At 71.6% G+C, this 17,931-nt stretch carries 12 protein-coding genes and 1 pseudogene; 5 read left to right on the top strand and 8 right to left on the bottom strand.

Annotated elements, in window-relative coordinates; genetic code table 11:
• Positions 1-29: 29 nt before the first annotated feature.
• On the bottom strand, positions 30-1,052 hold the full coding sequence (locus tag B9D87_RS25100; protein WP_007773014.1) for a YlbL family protein: 1,023 nt from the start codon (positions 1,050-1,052) through the stop codon (positions 30-32).
• A gap of 104 nt (positions 1,053-1,156) precedes the next feature.
• On the opposite strand from B9D87_RS25100, the gene B9D87_RS25095 reads away from it, so the two are divergent.
• From B9D87_RS25095 to B9D87_RS25085, 3 genes are all read left to right on the top strand, one after another.
• Positions 1,157-2,545 (top strand): zinc-dependent metalloprotease, encoded by a 1,389-nt coding sequence (locus tag B9D87_RS25095; protein WP_007773015.1) that lies wholly within the window; start codon positions 1,157-1,159, stop codon positions 2,543-2,545.
• 36 nt (positions 2,546-2,581) lie between these two features.
• Positions 2,582-3,448: a cyclodehydratase gene (locus B9D87_RS25090; RefSeq protein WP_040630926.1), complete on the top strand. Its 867-nt coding sequence runs from the start codon at positions 2,582-2,584 to the stop codon at positions 3,446-3,448.
• A gap of 115 nt (positions 3,449-3,563) precedes the next feature.
• Positions 3,564-4,907: a macrolide-binding ATPase MABP-1 gene (locus B9D87_RS25085; protein ID WP_007773019.1), complete on the top strand. Its 1,344-nt coding sequence runs from the start codon at positions 3,564-3,566 to the stop codon at positions 4,905-4,907.
• A 10-nt stretch (positions 4,908-4,917) separates the two neighbouring features.
• Here B9D87_RS25085 and B9D87_RS25080 read toward each other — a convergent pair whose 3' ends face one another.
• Together B9D87_RS25080 and B9D87_RS25075 are read right to left on the bottom strand one after the other, a co-directional pair.
• Positions 4,918-5,190, bottom strand: coding sequence for a WhiB family transcriptional regulator (locus tag B9D87_RS25080; RefSeq protein WP_007773020.1), 273 nt, complete (start codon positions 5,188-5,190; stop codon positions 4,918-4,920).
• A gap of 418 nt (positions 5,191-5,608) precedes the next feature.
• A complete protein-coding gene (locus B9D87_RS25075; protein WP_007773021.1) occupies positions 5,609-7,720 on the bottom strand; it encodes an ATP-dependent DNA helicase UvrD2 in 2,112 nt (703 codons plus the stop codon).
• A 204-nt stretch (positions 7,721-7,924) separates the two neighbouring features.
• Between B9D87_RS25075 and mrx1 the strand changes: the two genes are divergently transcribed.
• A complete protein-coding gene (gene mrx1 / locus B9D87_RS25070; RefSeq protein WP_007773022.1) occupies positions 7,925-8,179 on the top strand; it encodes a mycoredoxin Mrx1 in 255 nt (84 codons plus the stop codon).
• A 7-nt stretch (positions 8,180-8,186) separates the two neighbouring features.
• Here the strand turns inward: mrx1 and nudC are convergent, their stop codons facing one another.
• From nudC to B9D87_RS25045, 5 genes and pseudogenes are all read right to left on the bottom strand, one after another.
• Positions 8,187-9,119 carry an NAD(+) diphosphatase gene (nudC, locus tag B9D87_RS25065; RefSeq protein WP_007773023.1) on the bottom strand — a complete coding sequence of 311 codons (933 nt, stop codon included), beginning with the start codon at positions 9,117-9,119 and terminating at the stop codon, positions 8,187-8,189.
• Positions 9,119-10,189, bottom strand: a complete 1,071-nt coding sequence (locus B9D87_RS25060; protein ID WP_007773028.1) for a potassium channel family protein — start codon at positions 10,187-10,189, stop codon at positions 9,119-9,121. Before B9D87_RS25060 ends, nudC begins: the two co-directional genes overlap by 1 nt.
• A 93-nt stretch (positions 10,190-10,282) precedes the next feature.
• Positions 10,283-13,582, bottom strand: coding sequence for an ATP-dependent helicase (locus B9D87_RS25055; RefSeq protein WP_040631062.1), 3,300 nt, complete (start codon positions 13,580-13,582; stop codon positions 10,283-10,285).
• A pseudogene (locus B9D87_RS25050) lies at positions 13,582-16,715 on the bottom strand (PD-(D/E)XK nuclease family protein). The gene B9D87_RS25055 and the pseudogene B9D87_RS25050 overlap by 1 nt, the downstream one beginning before the upstream one ends.
• 34 nt (positions 16,716-16,749) lie before the next feature.
• Positions 16,750-17,592 (bottom strand): DUF6159 family protein, encoded by an 843-nt coding sequence (locus B9D87_RS25045; RefSeq protein WP_007773033.1) that lies wholly within the window; start codon positions 17,590-17,592, stop codon positions 16,750-16,752.
• Positions 17,593-17,698: 106 nt separating this feature from the next.
• On the opposite strand from B9D87_RS25045, the gene B9D87_RS25040 reads away from it, so the two are divergent.
• Positions 17,699-17,902: an Rv3202a family protein gene (locus B9D87_RS25040; protein WP_040631065.1), complete on the top strand. Its 204-nt coding sequence runs from the start codon at positions 17,699-17,701 to the stop codon at positions 17,900-17,902.
• The last annotated feature ends 29 nt before the right edge of the window (positions 17,903-17,931 follow it).

Genomic DNA, 17,931 nt, shown 5'->3' with positions numbered 1-17,931 from the left:
ATGGCGCTACCCGTGATCGTCGAGGTTCGCTAGCAGCTTGGCGGCTGCCCGCCCGCGCCGATCGTGTGCAGCGCGTCGACTGCCTGGCCGAGCGTCTCGACCTTGACCAACCGCAGGCCGGACGGATTGTCCGAGCTGGCCTCGTAGCAGTTCTTGGCCGGCACCAGAAAGACCGTGGCGCCGGCCGCGTGCGCGGCCACCATCTTGTGGGTGATGCCGCCGATCTGGCCGACCTTGCCGTCGGAGGAGATGGTTCCGGTGCCGGCGATGAAGTTCGACTTGGCCAGGTCGCCGGTAGTCAACTTGTCGACCACCGCCAGGCTGAACATCAATCCGGCCGAGGGCCCGCCCACGTTGGCCAGGTTGAAGTCGACGGTGAACGGCGCCCACGGCGCGTCGAGCACCGCGACGCCCAGGAAGCCGTAGTCGCGGTCTTTGTTGGCGCCGAGCGTGACCTGCGCCACACCGGCCGGCTCGTTCTTGCGGCGATAGTCGATCGTCACCACCTGGCCCGGCTTGGTGTTCTTCAGCAATCCGGTGAACTCGTCGACGGTGGCCACCGGGACGCCGTTGACCGCGTCGATCGCGTCGCCGACCTTCAGCTTGCCCACCGACGGACCCGGCTCGGGGACCTTGGCGACCGTCACCGCCGCCGGGTATTTGAGGTAGCCCAGGGCCGCGTAGGCCGCGCTGTCCTCGGATTGCTTGAAGTCCGCGTTGTTGGCCTTGTCCACGTCCTCCCGCGACTTGCCGGGCGGATAGATGAGGTCGCGCGGCACCAGCTGCTCCTGGTCCGAAAGCCACAGCGTCAGCGCCTCGCCCAGCGTCAAGTCGTCGCGCTGGGACACCGTCGTCATGTTGAGGTGGCCGGTCGTCGGGTGCGTCTGGGTGCCCTCGATCGCCACCACCTGCTTGCCGTCGACCTCGCCGAGCGTGTCGAACGTCGGGCCGGGCCCCAGCGACACGAACGGCACCGTCACCACCGCCAGCAACACGCCGAACGCGACGATCGGCACCAGCGCGACCATCAGGGTCAGGATGCGCCTGTTCACGCCGATCACACTAGACGGCGGCCGCGGTGCGGTGTTCAGCCACAACGCTCGGTCAGGATGGTTCAGCTACAAGCTGACCCGAGGTCGCGCCGTCTGAGCAAGTGGTGAGTACCGTTGAGGGTATGGCTGACCTGCCTTTCGGCTTCTCTTCTGGAGACGACCCCGACAAGCACGGGAAGAAAGATCCCGACTCGGGCTCGAACCCGTCCGACCCGTTCGCCGCGTTCGGCATGAGCGGTGAATTCGGCATGGGCGATTTGGGGCAGATCTTCACGCAGCTGGGTCAGATGTTTTCCAGCGCGGGCACCGTCGGGCCCGGCGGAAGCTCCTCGGGACCGGTCAATTACGAATTGGCACGGCGGGTCGCGACGAATTCGATCGGCTTCGTGGCCCCGGTTCCGGACACCACCAACTCGGCGATCGCCGACGCGGTGCGCCTGGCCGAGACCTGGCTGGACGGCGCAACGGCCCTGCCCGCGGGCACCGCCAAGGCGGTGGGTTGGACACCCGGCGACTGGGTCGACAACACGCTTGAGACGTGGAAGCGGCTGTGCGACCCGATGGCACAACAGATTTCGACGGTGTGGGCGGCGTCGCTGCCCGAAGAGGCCAAGAGCATGGCCGGTCCGCTGCTGCAGATGATGTCGCAGATGGGCGGCATGGCGTTCGGCTCGCAGCTCGGGCAGGCGCTGGGCCGACTGTCGCGCGAGGTGCTGACCTCGACTGACATCGGTTTACCCTTGGGGCCCAAGGGAATTGCGGCGGTGATGCCCGAGGCCGTGGAATCGTTCGCCTCCGGGCTGGAGCGGCCGCGCAGCGAGGTGCTGACCTTCCTCGCCGCGCGCGAGGCCGCCCACCACCGGCTGTTCAGTCACGTGCCGTGGCTGTCGAGTCAGCTGCTGGGCGCCGTCGAGGCCTACGCGATGGGCATGCAGATCGACATGTCCGGGATCGAGGAGCTGGCGCGCGACTTCAATCCGGCTTCGCTGTCGGACCCGGCGGCGATCGAAAACCTGCTCGGGCAGGGCGTTTTCGAGCCCAAGGCGACACCCGCGCAGATGCAGGCGCTGGAGCGCCTGGAAACGCTGCTCGCCCTGATCGAGGGCTGGGTGCAGGTGGTGGTGGCCGGCGCGCTGGGCGACCGGATCCCCGGCGCGGCCGCGCTGGGCGAGACCATGCGCCGCCGCCGGGCCAGCAGCGGCCCCGCCGAGCAGACCTTCGCGACGCTGGTCGGGCTGGAGCTGCGGCCCCGCAAGATGCGTGAGGCCGCCGCGTTCTGGGAGCGCCTGACGGAGGCCGCCGGGGTCGACGCCCGCGACGGCATCTGGCAACACCCCGACCTGCTGCCCGACGCCGACGACCTCGACGAACCCGCGGGCTTCATCGACCGCGTGATCGGCGGCGACACCAGCGGAATCGACGAGGCCATCGCCAAACTCGAGCGCGAAGGCCAGGACCCCGGGGACCCGGGCCCCGGTTCTGTGGATAACTGACCGAAGCCAGCGCGGCCGCCGTGCCACAGTTGCGCGGTGACTCAGCGGTGCGCGGCACCCCCTTCCACCTATGCGCTGGATCCCGCGCTGCCGGTGCTGCTGCGTCCCGACGGCGCGGTCCAGGTGGGCTGGGATCCCCGCCGCGCGGTGCTGGTCCACCCGCCGGCCGGCCTGGCCGCGGCCGAGCTGGCCACCCTGCTGCGGACCATGGGGTCGCCGACGCCGCTGCCCGAACTGCAGCGCCGCGCGCTCGATCGCGGCCTGACCGACGCCGACGGCCTGCGAAACCTGGTCGCGCAGTTGGTCGACGCGGGCGTGGCCAGCGAATGCGGTCGGCCGCGCGCCCGGGCGGCCTCGGTGCGCATCCACGGCCGCGGACCGCTGTCCGAACTCCTGGTGGAGACGCTGCGCTGCTCGGGCGCCCGGATCGCACACAGCAGCCAACCGCACGCCGCGGTGTCGGCCGACGACGTCGATCTGGTGGTGTTGTCGGATTTCCTGGTCGCCGACCCGCGCATGGTGCGCGACCTGCACCAGCAGGGCGTCGCGCATCTGTTGGTGCGGGTGCGCGACGGCATCGGGCTGGTGGGCCCCCTGGTGATTCCCGGCGTGACCAGCTGCCTGGGCTGCGCCGACCTACACCGCCGGGACCGCGATGAGGCGTGGCCGGCCATCTGCGCGCAGCTGCGCGAGACCGTCGGCGTCGCCGATCGGCCCACCGTGCTGGCCACGGCGGCGCTGGCGCTCAGCCAGGTGAACCGGGTGATCGCGGCCGTGCACGGGCCCGGGGCGGCGACCGAACCGGCGCCGCCCCAAACGCTGAACGCGACGCTGGAATTCGACCTGCACGCCGGCGCCATCGTCACGCGGCGCTGGGCCAAACACCCGCTGTGCTCCTGCTGAGCGTTCCGGCGGGGTGTTGCGAAGGCCACATCGGCCGCCCCAGTTCCGTTGACCAGGCCGTTAATTAGTTTGACAACGTGCGTTGTCGACGTCTCTCCCCATCGCGCTGGCCATCATGGATGATGGGTACGTGGCTGACATCAAACGGGGCCGTGCGGCGCGAAACGCGAAGCTGGCCAGCATTCCGGTCGGTTTCGCCGGCCGGGCGGCGATCGGATTCGGTAAACGGCTCACCGGAAAGTCCAGGGACGAGGTCCAGGCCGAGCTTCTGGAAAAGGCCGCCCACCAACTGTTCACCGTCTTGGGTGAGCTCAAGGGCGGCGCAATGAAGGTGGGCCAGGCCCTGTCGGTGCTCGAAGCCGCCATCCCGGAGGAATTCGGCGAGCCGTACCGCGAAGCGCTGACCAAGCTGCAAAAGGACGCCCCGCCGCTGCCCGCCGCCAAGGTGCACCGGGTGCTCGACGCGCAGCTGGGCACCAAGTGGCGCGACCGGTTCAGCTCCTTCGACGACACCCCGGTGGCCTCGGCCAGCATCGGCCAGGTCCACAAGGGCGTCTGGTCCGACGGTCGCGAGGTCGCGGTCAAGATCCAGTACCCCGGCGCCGACGAGGCGCTGCGGGCCGACCTCAAGACCATGCAGCGGCTGGTCGGCGTGTTCAAGCAGCTCGCGCCGGGCGCCGACGTCCAGGGCGTGGTCGACGAGCTGATCGAGCGCACCGAGATGGAGCTGGACTACCGGCTGGAGGCCGAGAACCAGCGCGCCTTCGCCAAGGCGTACCACGACCATCCGCACTTCGCGGTGCCGCGCATCGTGGCCAGCGCGCCGAAGGTGGTGATCCAGGAGTGGATGCAGGGCACCCCGATGGCCGAGATCATCCGGCACGGCACCGTCGAGCAGCGCGACTTGATGGGCACCCGGCTGCTCGAGCTCACCTTCGACGCGCCGCGCCGGCTGGGCATGCTGCACGGCGACGCCCACCCGGGCAACTTCATGCTGCTTCCCGACGGCCGGATGGGTGTGATCGACTTCGGCGCCGTGGCCGCGCTGCCCGACGGCCTGCCGATCGAGCTCGGCATGAGCATCCGGCTGGCCCGCGACAAGAACTACGACATGTTGTTGCCGACGATGGAGAAGGCCGGCTTCATCCAGAAGGGCCAGCAGGTGTCGGTGCGCGACATCGATGACATGCTGCGCCAGTACGTCGAACCGGTCGAGGTCGAGGTCTTCCACTACACCCGTAAGTGGCTGCAGAAAATGTCGGCCATCGAGATCGATCGGTCGGTATCGCAGATCCGGACGGCCCGGCAGATGGACCTGCCGCCCAAACTGGTGATCCCGATGCGGGTGATCATGTCGGTGGCCGCGATCCTGTGCCAGCTGGACGCCCACGTGCCGATCAAGGCGCTGTCCGAAGAGCTGGTGCCCGGCTTCGCCGAACCCGACAGCGCCGTCATCTAGCCCCTTCGCCCTACGCGGCGGCGCCGTCTTGTTGCCGGCCCTTGCGGGGACGGCCGCGGGGCCGTTTGAAGCTCAGCACCGAACCGCGGTCGATGATTTCGCCGCCCCAGACACCCCAGGGTTCGGCCCGTTCCAGCGCGGCCGCCAGGCATTGGCGCCGGACCGGGCAGCCGGCGCAGAGCGTCTTGGCCCGCTCGAGATCGGCCGGGGTGTCGGCGAACCACAGGTCGGGATCGCCGACGTGGCACGGCAGGGCTTGTCTGGGGACTGTCGGTGCCGACATGTCCTACCACCTACTTCCTGGTCGGGTTGCTGTCCTTGGCAGTGATCCGGACCAGGTCGAAGAGGTGCCGACCCTACAACTATGGCCACGGATCCTTGCGACTTCGGGTCCGTGGCCATCTGGGAGAAAACCGGGCTGGTGCTTACCTTGCCTTCGGTGGGCCCCCGACATCTGCGGACGCGTCGGTCGCGGCGGCGGCGCGATGCTTACGCGCGGCCGCCGAGGCGGCGTGTGCGGCGTGCGCGGTACCCGCGGCCAGGACAGGGCGGGTCGCACGTGCTACACCGAACGCGTCGTTGAGCATCGTGGCCACCCTCCTTCTCCGTAGTGCCGACTCCGTAGTGCCGAGTTGCGGTTTCGAGGGTAAACGGTCGGCGCCGGTGACCACAACCGATTTTCTGACCAGCGGGTTTACCACTCAGCCCCCGCGGACCAACTCCAGCACGTCGGGGCCGTACTGCTCCAGCTTGCGGGCGCCGATGCCCGGAATCGCGATCAGGGCGTCCTCGTCGCCGGGTCGCAGCTCGGCGATGGCGATCAACGTGTTGTCCGTGAAGACGACGTAGGCCGGCACCTTCTGCTCCTTGGCGACGTCCAGCCGCCACGCCTTGAGCCGCAGCAACAGGTCCTCGTCGATGTCGGCGGCGCAGGTCTCACAACGCCGCAGCATGACGGCCGCCGGGGTGGTCAGGTTGTTGTTGCAGATCCGGCAGCGGGTCGCGGTGCCCCGGTTGCGCCGGGACTTGTTCGGCGTCGCGTCGGCCCGCGCCTGGGGCGCGATGCCGTTGAGGAAGCGCGACGGCTTGCGGCTCTGGCGCCCACCGGGGCTGCGGGACAGCGCCCAACTGAGCCCCAAATGTATTCGGGCCCTGGTGATTCCGACGTAGAGCAGCCGCCGCTCCTCTTCGACCGCCTCGCTCTCGGCGCCGTGCGCCAACGCGTGCGAGATGGGCAGCGTGCCGTCGGCCAGGCCGACCAGGAAAACCGCGTCCCACTCCAGTCCCTTGGCGGCGTGCAGCGACGCCAGCGCCACGCCCTGCACCACCGGCGGGTGTCGCGAGTCGGCCCGCGTCCGCAGCTCGGCCACCAGTCCCGGCAGTTCCAGCTGCGGGCGCTGCGCCACCTCGTCGTCGACCAGCTCCGCCAGCGCGGTCAGCGCCTCCCAGCGCTCCCGGGCGCGGGCGCCGACGGGTTCTTCGGCCGTCAGCCCCAGCGGTTCCAGGATCGTGCGGACCACGGCGGGTAACGGTCCTTCGGGGCCATGCTCAGAGCCGCGCTCTGCGGCCCGATGCAGCGCCAGCAGGGCCTGCTTGATCTCCTGGCGGTTGAAGAAGCCCTCGCCGCCGCGAACCTGATAGGCGATGCCCGCCTCGGTCAACGCCTCCTCGTAGATCTCCGACTGCGCGTTGACCCGGTAGAGCACCGCGATCTCCGACGGCGGGACGCCGGACTCGATGAGCCGCTTGATCGACGCCGCGACGGCGGCGGCCTCGGCCGGTTCGTCGGGGTGCTCGTGGAAGGACGGCGCGGGGCCGGGCGCCCGCTGACCCACCAGGTGCAGCTTGCTGCCCGCGACCCGGCCGCGAGCCGATGCGATCACCTGGTTGGCCAGCGACACCACCTGCGGGGTGGAGCGGTAGTCGCGCTCCAGGCGCACCACGGTGGCGTCGGGGAACCGGCGGGAGAAGTCGAGCAGGAAGCGCGGCGAGGCCCCGGTGAACGAATAGATGGTCTGGTTGGCGTCCCCGACCACCGTCAGGTCGTCGCGATCGCCGAGCCAGGCCGAGAGCACCCGCTGCTGCAACGGCGTGACGTCCTGGTATTCGTCGACGACGAAGCAGCGGTAGCGGTCGCGGAACTCCTCGGCGACCGCGGGGTCGTTCTCGATCGCGGCCGCGGTGTGCAGCAGCAGGTCGTCGAAGTCGAGCAGGGTGACGTTGTCGCCGCGGGCCTTGAGCGCCTCGTAGGCGGCGTAGACGGTGGCCACCCGGGCGGCGTCCAACGGGATGTCGCGCGCGGCTGCGGCCACCGCGGCCGGGTATTCCTCGGGCCCGATCAGCGACGCTTTGGCCCACTCGATCTCGCCGGCCAGGTCGCGCACGTCGTCGGTACCGGCGTTGATCCGGGCGCGGCTGGCGGCCCGGGCGACGACGGCGAACTTGCTGTCCAGCAGCTGCCACCCCGTGTCGCCGACCACGCGCGGCCAGAAGTACCGCAACTGCCGGTGGGCGGCCGCGTGGAACGTCAGCGCCGAGACCGCGCCGACGGTGGTGCCCGCGCCCGCGGCGGCATCGATCATCCGCAACCTCGAGCGCATCTCCCCCGCCGCCCGCTGGGTGAAGGTGACGGCCAGCACCTGACCGGCCGCGACGTGACCGCCGGCGACCAGCTGGGCGATCCGCTGCGTGATGGTGCGGGTCTTTCCCGTCCCGGCGCCGGCGAGCACACAGACCGGGCCGCGGGGAGCGAGCACGGCCTCGCGCTGCTCGTCGTCCAGCCCGGCTGTCACAGGGTCGGCGACCGTCGGCATGGCGTCCATCTTGGCCTCCCATACTGACAAAGCCGCCGCATCGCCACGCCATAACCTTCGGACCTGGCGTGTCGCCCCGGCGAGTCGGCGGATCCGGCGGCAACCCCCGGCGCGGAACACGTCGTCGCCGGGCTACACCCGATCGCCCACTCCTCCGCATCCCGCTGCGCGGAACACGTCGTCGCCGGGCTACGTTAACGAGCTATGACCTCTGCCCCGCTCACCGTTTACACGACCTCCTGGTGCGGCTACTGCCATCGGCTGATGACGGTGCTGAAGTCCAACGGCATTCCCTACGAGGCGGTCGACATCGAGCACGACGCGGCGGCCGCTGATTTCGTCAGCTCGGTCAACGGCGGCAACAGGACGGTGCCGACGGTGAAATTCGCCGACGGGTCGACGCTGACCAACCCCAGCGCCGCCGAGGTGAAGGCAAAACTGGCCGAGGTCGGCAACTAGGCGCCGCTCAGTCGATCGCGGCCCAGGATTCGATGATCACGCGGGCGATCGAGATCGACCCGGGCAGAAGAAGATTCGAGTCCGTCGAGCTGGACCAGTCCCCGGCCGCCAGTGCGGCGCGCACCTCGTCGCGGGTGAACCATGCCGCCTCGGCGATCTCGCCGTCGTTGAACGAGAATTCTTCGGCCGGGTCGGCGACGGCGTGGAAGCCGACCATCAGCGACCGCGGGAACGGCCACGGCTGGCTGCCCAGGTATCGCACGTCGCGGACGCTCACGCCGATCTCCTCGCGGATCTCCCGCGCGACGCACACCTCGAACGACTCACCGGCCTCGACGAATCCGGCCAGCAGCGAGAACATCCGCTCCGGCCAGACCGCCTGGCGGGCCAGCACCGCGCGGTCGGCGCCGTCGTGGACCAGGCAGATCACCGCCGGATCGATACGCGGGAACTCCTCGTGACCGGTTACCGGGTTGACGCGCGACCAGCCCGCCCGGGCCGGCCTCGTCGGCGAACCGTCCACCGAGCTGAACCGCGCCTTCTCATGCCAATTCAGCAGCGCGACGGCCGCGGACACCAGCTGGCTGCTGGTGTCGTCGAAGATCGGGCCGAGGCTGCGCAGGTTCACCACCTCGGCATGCGCGGCGGGGTCGTCCGGGGCCTGCAGCGCGCCGCGGATGCCCCAGACGTGGCGGCCGTCCTCGAGGCGCCCCAGAAACACCGCCTCCGACGGCGGCTTGTCGCCCACTTCGGCGGCGGCGCCGAGCACCACCCGGCCGTTGGCGGCCAGCACCTGGTTGCGTGAATCCACCCGCAGCAGCGCCGCGTCCGCCCAGCCGGCGGTGGCCGCCTCGACGTCGGTGCGCAGCTGGTCGGCGCGGTCGGCGCCCACCCGCGACAGCAGCGGCACACTGCGCAGCTGAAAGTCCGCTATCGCCATCAGTGGTCGGCGTTTCGGATGTAGAGCAGCCGGTCGTTGGCCTCGATGGCGTCCACCTCCGGGGCGCCGATGCGCAGCAGGTGGCCGTCGCGCACCACACCGAGCACGATGTCGCGCAGGTGCCGCGGCGATCCGCCGACCTCGGCCTGCTCGACTTCGCGTTCGGCAATGGCGAGCCCGACGTCGGGCGTCAGCAGATCCTCGATCATCTCCACGACGCTGGGCGTGGTGGTGGCCAGCCCGAGCAGCCGGCCGGCGGTGGCCGAGGACACCACCACCGAGTCCGCGCCCGACTGCTGCAGCAGGTGCTGGTTCTCGGTCTCCCGGATGGAGGCGACGATCTTGGCGTTGGGCGCGATTTCGCGCGCCGTCAGCGTCACCAGCACCGCGGTGTCGTCGCGGCTGGCGGCGACGATGATGGACGCCGCATGCTGGGCGCCGGCCAGCCGCAGCACATCGGCCTTGGTGGCATCGCCGTGCAGGGTGACCAGGCCGGCACTTTCGGCGTGCTCGAGCGTAATGCGGTCGGTGTCGACGACGACGACCTCGGTCCGCACGGTCTCGTCACCGAGGATGGCCGCGACCGCGGTCTTCCCCTTGGTGCCGTAGCCGATCACGATGGTGTGATTGCGCACTCTGCTCCTCCAACGCTGAATCTTCCACCCCTGCCGGGACCGCTCGGAGAGCACTTCGAGCGTGGTGCCGACCAACACGGCCAGGAACGCGATCCGCAGCGCGGTGAAGATCAGGGTGTGCACCAGACGCGCGGTTTCGGTGTACGGCGTGATGTCGCCGTAGCCGGTGGTCGACAGGGACACCGCGGAGAAATACAGGCAATCCAAGAAGGTCAGCGGCTGGTTGCGCACGTCGCGGTAGCCGTTGCGGTCCAGATAGACGATGACGGCCGCGGCGAACAGCACCACCAGCGCGATGGCCAGGCGCCGGGTGATGACGCGGATGGGGCTCGCGTGCTCCTCGGGGATGCGCACCACGCCGATCAGCTGGTGACCGCGCTGAGCCGTCAGGGTTTCGTCCAGACCGCTCAGCTTGCGGGACCTACCGTTGCCCACGGCGGCCCGTCATCGGATTGGCTGCTGCGCACGAGACACGCACCGTCTTATGTAACCACGGCCACAGCGTCCCCAATACTCGGGCGGCGCAGGTCACACCCGGGCGCGACGGTCGCCGGCCGGATCCGTCAGCAGCCCGGCGACCTCGGCGGCGCTCGGAAGTTGCTCGGGGGTCACGGTGGTGCCGGCGCGCACGTAGTGGAAGGCCGTGCGCACCGACGATTCCGGGATGCCGGCCAGCGCCGCCCAGGCCGCCCGGTACACGGCGAGTTGGACGGCGGCCTGCCGCATCGCTTCCGGCCCGTGCGGCGGTTCGCCGGTCTTCCAGTCGACCACGGTGGCGCCGCCGTCGGGATCGGCGAACACCGCGTCGATGCGTCCGCGCACCAGCGTGTCGCCGATCGGCATCTCGAACGGCACCTCGACCGCCACGGGAATCCTTGCCGCCCACGGTGATTCGGTGAAGGCATGCTGCAGCGCGGCCAGTTCCGCGGTGTCGCCGACGTCGGAGTCCGCCGCGCCCGGCAGATCACCGAGCTCGAACAGGCACTCGGCGCCGTAGAATTTCTGGACCCACGCGTGGAAGGCGTTGCCCAGCAACGCATGCGGCTCCGGCCGCGACGGCAGCCGGTGCCGCAACCGCTGCGCGGTGCCCGCCGGATCGCGCGCCAGGCCGACCAGCGAGCTGACCGACAGCTGGCCCGGCAGGACGGTGGCCGGCGGCTGCGCCAGCCGGGCACGCTCGGCCAGCAGCGCGTCGACGTCGGCGGCCCAGCCGTCCACATCGACGCACGCCTCGGTCGCGTCCGCCCGCAGCGCCTGGGCCACCAGCGCGGCGCCATGCTCGACGTCGCCACGTCGCGCCGCCAGCGGATCGGGCGGCCATACGGCTTCGACGACGTTGTCGCGCAGCGGGTTTCGCTCGCCATCCGCCGGCGGCGGCGCCCAGTGTTCGACCGTTCCGCAGGGGTCACCGGCCGCGGTGGAATCGTCGATGACGGCCTTGATTTCGCACAGGAAGTCCGACGGGCCGCGCGGCTTGATGCCGGTGGCCGCCCAGTGGTGCCCGGATACCAGCAGCGTGTCCTCGGCCCGGGTGATCGCGACATACAGCAGCCGGCGCTCCTCGTCGACGCGGCGCTGCTCGAGCTGGCGGCGATGCTCGGAGATCTTGTCCGACAGCTGCTTTCGATTGGTGACGTCCGAGGTGTCCATCATCGGGATGCCCAGCGCGCCCGCGGCGGCGCGGTCGCCGCGCAAGAGCGGGGGCAGCTCGGCTGCGTCGGTGAGCCAGGTGCTCTTCGACGCCGTCGACGGGAAGGTGCCGCCGGACAGGTGGGCCACCGCCACGACCTGCCATTCCAGCCCCTTCGCGGAGTGCACGGTGAGCACCTGGACGCGGTCGCGGGCGACCGCCAATGGTGCGGGCGCCAAACCGTTCTCGACCGACTCGGCGACGTCCAGGTATGCCAGCAGGCCGGTCACCGAGGTGGCCGCCGATCCGTCCGCCGGCCCCGTCGCGGCGCCGGTGCGTTCGGCGTACCCGGCGACGACGTCGGCGAACGCATCCAGGTGCTCGGTGCCGGCCCAGCCGGCCCCGACCCCCGCCGCGGCGCGGACTTCGCAGTCGATGCCCAGCACCCGGCGCACCTCGGCGACCAAGTCCGGGAGCGGATGCCCGAGGTGGGCGCGCAGGGCGTTCAGTTCGGCGCCCAGCGCGGTGATGCGCTGGTATCCGGCGGCCGAATACGCCCCGGCCGCACCGGGATCGGCGATCGCGTCGGCCAGGCACGCGGTGTCGGCGTCGGGGCCGGCCGCGCTCGCGATCGACTCGGGCGAGGACGGTTCGGCGGGCTGGGCCAGCCCGCCGAGCGCACGCGCGCGCTGCCACAGCGCGGCGAGGTCACGGGCGCCCAGGCGCCAGCGTGAACCGGTGAGCACCCGCATCGCCGCCGCGCCCGCCGTCGGATCGGCCACCAGCCGCAGCATGGCCACCACCTCGGCGACCTCCGGGATGGCCAGCAACCCGGCCAGCCCGACGACCTCCACCGGGATGCCGCGGGCGCGCAGCGCGTCGGCGATGGGCGCAGCATCGGCGTTGCGGCGCACCAACACCGCGGCCGTCGGCGGACCGACGCCCTCGTCGCGGGCCTGCCGGTACCGCGCGTCGAGGTGGTCGGCGATCCACTCGCGCTCGGCCGCCACGTCGGGCAGCAATGCGCAGCGGACGGTGCCGGGCGGGGCGTCCGGGCGCGGGCGCAGCGCGTGCACGGCCACCGAGCGCCGCCGCGCCTCGGCCGACACCGCGTTGGCCACCCGCAGGGTCCGGGGCGGATTGCGCCAGCTGGTCCGCAACTCGCACATCGGGGCGGGGGTGCCGTCGGATCGGGGGAAGTCGGTGGTGAACCGCGGCAGGTTGGTCGCCGAAGCGCCGCGCCAGCCGTAGATCGACTGAATGGGGTCGCCGACGGCCGTGAGCGCCAGCCCGTCGTCCACCCCGCCGCCGAATAGTGCTGAGAGCGCGATGCGTTGGGCGTGGCCGGTGTCCTGGTACTCGTCGAGCAGCACCACCCGGTAGCGGCCGCGCAGGTCCTCGCCGACTTGAGGGAACGTCGCCGCCAGCCGGGCCGCCGAGGCCATCTGCATCCCGAAGTCCATCACCTTCGCAACACGCATGCGGTCGTTGAGCGCGTCGAGCAGGGGCACGAGTTCGGTGCGTTCGGTCTGGGTGGCCAGCAGCCGCAGCAGCCATTGGCTGGGGCCGCGGTCCCGCTGGTAGCGGCCCGCGGGCAGGCAGTGGATCAGCCGCTCCAGCTCCACGTGGGTGTCGCGCAGCTGGCCGGTGTCCACCAGGTGTTCGGCCAGCTGCCCCCACAGCCGCAGCACCATCGAAGTCACCGCCGCCGGGGTCTTGTCGGTCCGCAGCTCCCCCGGGTATCCATTCACAACGTCGAAAGCCAGCTGCCACAGCTCCGTTTCGCCCAGCAGCCGGGTGTCGGGCTCGACCGGTAGCAGCAGCCCGTAGTCGCGCAGCAGTGACCCGGCGAAGGCGTGGTAGGTGCTGACCGTCGGCGCGCCCTCGGTGTCGACGGCCGCGCCCAGGCCGACGCCGGCCAGCCGGGCCAGTCGGGACCGGACCCGGCGCAGCAGCTGGCCGGCGGCCTTGCGGGTGAACGTCAGGCCCAGCACCTGCCCGGGATCGGCGTAGCCGTTGGCGATCAGCCACACCACCCGCGCCGCCATGGTTTCGGTCTTGCCGGCGCCGGCCCCGGCGATCACCACCAGCGGTCCCGGCGGCGCGGCGATGACGGCGGCCTGTTCGTCGGTCGGCGGGAAAAGCCCCAGCGCGCCGGCCAATTCGGCGGGGCTGTAGCGCGGCTGCGGCGGCGTCATCACCGCCCCCCGTCGGCGTGGGCCGGGCAGTTCGGCCGGATGGGGCAATGGGTGCAGCCGTCGTTGCGCCGCGCGATGAACTGCGGGCCGGACGTCGCGCCCGCCGCGCGGCCGATGACCTCGCGCCATTCGTCACGGGCGGCGGCGGTCAGCGGATCCTGCTCGCGTTCGGCCACCCCGGCGGCCCCGGCCTTGCCGACGTAGACCAGTCGTGCTCCGCCCGGCTCGGCGTTGCCGGACCCGTTGTCCACCAATCCTTCTGCCACCGCCAGCTGATACATGGCGAGCTGGGCGTGCTGTTGCGCATCGTCCTTGCTGACCGGCGTCTTGCCGGTTTTGATGTCGACGATCACCAGTCGGCCGGCGGCGTCGCGCTCCAGCCGGTCGACCCGGCCGCGCAGCCGCACCTCGCCACCGTCGCCGGTGGCCACGGTTCCCTCGATCTCGGCCTCGACGCCGACCTCGGTGAGGGCGCCCCTGGTTTGCACACGCCACTCGATGAACGCCTCCAGCATGGCGCGGTGCCGGGCCAGCTCGTTGTCCGAATGCCATTGCGCCGCAAAGGGCAGGTGCTTCCAGGCGCGGTCCAGCTCGGCCAGCAGCTCCGCTTGGCTCCGCTGCGGTTCGGCGATCAGGGCGTGCACGACCGACCCGATCGCCGAGCGCACGTCGCGCGGAGCGGCTCCGCCGTGCCGCTCGGCGAGCCAGCGCAGCGGGCAGTCGTTGAGGGTCTGCAGGGTCGACGGCGTCAGGGTGACCACGTCGCCGCTGCCGCGCAGCGGTTCGCTGGTGCTGACCGGGGTCAGGCCGTGCCACCCGGCCGGGTCGGCCCCCGGCACGCCGGCCTTGGCCAGCCGGGCCAATTGCGTTGCCGCGCAATCGCGCGCGAGCTCGTCCACCGCGCCCTCGGGCGCGCACACCACGCCGCGCAGCCGGCCCACCAGCGCGGCCGCGGACAACAGCCGCGGCGCCGAGACCGGTTGCGCGCCGGTGTCATCGGCGTCGTCGTCGGCCCACCGCGCGATTTCGGCGAAGAACACCGACGGCAGCGCCGCCTCCAGGCCGGCCCCACCGGTGTCGCTGTCGACCGCCGTCACCAGCAGCCTGCGCCGGGCCCGGCCCATCGCCGCCACCAGCAGCCTGCGCTCCTCGGCGAGCAGCGGCGCGCGCACCGAGGCGTCGGCGCCGACCCCGTCCAGCACGTCCAGCAGGCGCTGGGTGGCCAGCACGCCGCCGCGCGGAACGGTGTTGGGCCACAAGCCATCCTGCAATCCGGCGATGACCACGAAATCCCATTCGTGCCCCAGCGCGGCGTGCGCGCTGAGCACCCTGACCTGTTCGGCCGGGGCGACCGGCTCGGGGGCGGCGGCGGGCAGCGCCAGCGCGGCGATGTGCTCGACCAGGCCGCGCAACGACGCCCCCGAGGTGCGCGACACGTAGTCGTCGGTGACGTCGAACAGCGCGGTCACCGACTCGAGGTCCCGGGTGGCCTGCGCCGCAGCCGGGCCGCCGCGCTCGCTCACCGTCAGCCAGCGGCGCTGCAACCCGGACCGGTGCCAGGCGGCCCACAGGGTGTAGCGCGGGTCGTCACCGGCGCGGTGCGAGCGGGCGGCCGCGTCCAGCACCGCGCGGACCTTGCGCAGCGCGGCGAACTGCGGACCCGGCGGCGTCGCGGCACCGGACAGCGCCTCGACCAAGAGCTCGGCGAAATCGGCCGGCGTGCGATCGGGGTTGGCGCGCTGCAGTGTTCGGCGCAGCTGGCGCAGCGACACCGGATCGACCCGGCCGATGGGGCCGGTCAGCAGCGCGAGCGCCTGCTGCCCGTCGAGCCCGTCGGCGGTGGCCAGCAGCACGGTGAGCAGGGCCCGCGCGGCCGGTTCCTCGGACAACGGCCCGGGGACCGCCGGCGCGGCCACCGGCACCCCGGCGGCGGCCAACGCGCGCGGCAGACGCGCGCCGGCCCGCGGCACCGACCGCACGATGACCGCCATCTGCGACCAGGGCACGCCGTCGACCAGGTGCGCGCGCCGCAGTGCGTCGGCGATGGCCGCCGCCTCGGCGTGCGCCGACGCGGCCAGACGCACCGTGACCGACCCTTCCCCCGGCCCGGCGCCGTCGATCCGCCGGCCGGCGCTCCCGCCCGGTAAGCGCCCGGCGATGCCGCTGACCGCGCGCGCGACGGCGGGGCGCACCGGTACGACGTCGTCAGCGTCACCGAAGGCCCGTCGCCGCCGAGCAATCCGGCGGGTTCGCCTCCCCGGAAGCCGAATACCGCCTGGTTGGGATCCCCGGCGATCAGCGCCAGCTCGGCGCCCGCCGCGAGCACCCGAACCAGGCGGGCGGCCTGCGGATCGAGTTGTTGGGCGTCGTCGACCAGCAGGATGCGGATCCGGCCGCGTTCGGTGGCCAGCAATTCGGGGTCGACGGCGAACGCTTCCAGTGCGGCGCCGACCAATTCGGCGGCGCCCAGCGCGGGCGTGGTGGCTTCCGGCGCGGCCGTGCCCACCGCGGCGCGCAGCAGCATCACCTGCTCGTACTGACGCGCGAATCGGCCGGCGGCGGTCCACTCCGGCCGGCGGCACCGGCGGCCCAGGCGCTCCAGGTCCTGGGGATCGACCCCACGTTCGGCACAGCGGGCCAACAGGTTTCGCAGTTCGGTGGCGAAACCGGCGGTGCTCAGCGCGGGCCGCAGCTGGGCCGGCCAGGCCGTCGCGGCGCGCGGCCCGTCCTCGAGGTCTCCGGCCAGCAGCTCCCGAATGATGGCGTCCTGTTCGGCGCTGGTGACCAGGCGCGGGGGCGCCTCGCCGGCGCGCTCGGCCGCGCGCCGCAGGACCGCGTAGGCGTACCCGTGCACGGTCCGCACCAGCGGTTCGCTCACCGCGGCCCGGCCTCCGCCGGTGGGTCGCGAGCGCAGCAACGCCGTCGTCAGCGCGCTGCGCTCGGCCATCCCGATCCGGCCGGAACCGGTAAGCAGCAGAACCGATTCCGGGCCGACCCCGGCGTCGATCTGCGCAATGGCGGCGTCGATCAGCAGGCTGCTCTTGCCGGTGCCGGGCCCACCGAGAATGCGCAGCCGACCGCGCGCACCCGGGTCTAAGACGGTGTGCGCTTCGGCATCCCACGTGTAGGCCATGACGGCATGACATCACGAGGGTCCGACAGATTCGCTAGCGCGCGACGAACGCGGCCTGCAGCAGCTGGTGGTCGAACCCGCCGACCGTCTCGCCGGTGACCGCGTACTGGTACACCGCGACACGGAAGATCTGGCTGAGCGCGGTCGAGATGAACGAGATGACAACGGCGAACGCGAACGTCGCGGCCAGCACCGCGAGGCCCAGCGGCGCGAGGCGCGCCACGATCAGCGCGATGCCGCCCGCCGCGCCGCCCACCACGACCACCAGGGTGACCAGAAACGTGACCACCCCGATGGTGGCCGCCCCCGCCGCGCTCTCACCCCAGCGCGCCTTGATGGTGTCCACCGAGCGGCGCAGCGACCGAAACGGCCCGGCGCCTTCGAGCGCGATCACCGGTATGACGAAAAACGTTGCGACGGCCCACGCCGCGCCGACGAGGTCCGCGACCAGCTTGCCCGCGTTGGGCAAGCGCTCCTCGACCGCCTTGAGAATCAGGCCGACCGTGGTCGCCACCACCGTCCACCCCAGAATCGGACCGATCCGGCGCGCCGCCGCGCCGATGCCCTCGGCGACCCTGGTGTCCTCGCCCCGCATCGAGCGCACCGCGCACGCGGCCAGCGCCACGTTGAAGAAGATCGCGATGAACGTGCACGCGTAGGCCGTCGCCGCGCCCGCGATGTAGTAGACGGGGTCCTGGTTGTCCATCTGATGGCCGCCGAACACCCCGCGCACCAGCAGCGTCGGCACCCAGATCGCGATCGTGGCCAGGGCGGCGAACAGGGTGGACAGGATCGGGAAGAAGACGAGCGATCGGTCCCGTTTCAGGACCTTCCAGCTCTGCTGCGAAAGCGCCCAACCGCGCCTGATTCTGCCCATGACCGCTCCCGTTGGGTCGTCGACATGATCGAGCGGTTCAGCGTACCTGGCGGCACCTACCCTGGAGGCCGGAGCGACCCACGCCCAGAAGGAGGGGTTGAAGACCATGCAGGACGACGAACGCGGCAATCCCATCGACGAAGCGCCCGAAGGCGACGCGGTGGAACAACTGCGGTCCGCGGATTCCGACGACGAGACCGGCCTGGACACCGACTACTTGACCGCCGGCGACCGGGAAGCCAACGAGGCCGACGTCATCGAGCAGGCCTACATCGTCCCCACCGAGGACGATCGCGATGACGACCGGTGAGGACCGCCCGCGCGTCGTGATCGTGGCGG

The sequence above is a fragment of the Mycobacterium colombiense CECT 3035 genome, from assembly GCF_002105755.1.
Taxonomy (GTDB): domain Bacteria; phylum Actinomycetota; class Actinomycetes; order Mycobacteriales; family Mycobacteriaceae; genus Mycobacterium; species Mycobacterium colombiense.
The sequence above is the reverse complement of the archived record's forward strand: the minus strand, read 5'-3'. Positions and strand labels throughout refer to the sequence as shown.

Excerpts from the sequence above, each read along its gene's own strand:
- B9D87_RS25085 (WP_007773019.1), top strand. The coding sequence starts at position 3,564 with ATGGATGATGGGTACGTGGCTGACATCAAACGGGGCCGTGCGGCGCGA.
- B9D87_RS25080 (WP_007773020.1), bottom strand. The coding sequence starts at position 5,190 with ATGTCGGCACCGACAGTCCCCAGACAAGCCCTGCCGTGCCACGTCGGC.
- B9D87_RS25075 (WP_007773021.1), bottom strand. The coding sequence starts at position 7,720 with ATGCCGACGGTCGCCGACCCTGTGACAGCCGGGCTGGACGACGAGCAG.
- mrx1 (WP_007773022.1), top strand. The coding sequence starts at position 7,925 with ATGACCTCTGCCCCGCTCACCGTTTACACGACCTCCTGGTGCGGCTAC.
- nudC (WP_007773023.1), bottom strand. The coding sequence starts at position 9,119 with ATGGCGATAGCGGACTTTCAGCTGCGCAGTGTGCCGCTGCTGTCGCGG.
- B9D87_RS25055 (WP_040631062.1), bottom strand. The coding sequence starts at position 13,582 with ATGACGCCGCCGCAGCCGCGCTACAGCCCCGCCGAATTGGCCGGCGCG.
- B9D87_RS25045 (WP_007773033.1), bottom strand. The coding sequence starts at position 17,592 with ATGGGCAGAATCAGGCGCGGTTGGGCGCTTTCGCAGCAGAGCTGGAAG.
- B9D87_RS25040 (WP_040631065.1), top strand. The coding sequence starts at position 17,699 with ATGCAGGACGACGAACGCGGCAATCCCATCGACGAAGCGCCCGAAGGC.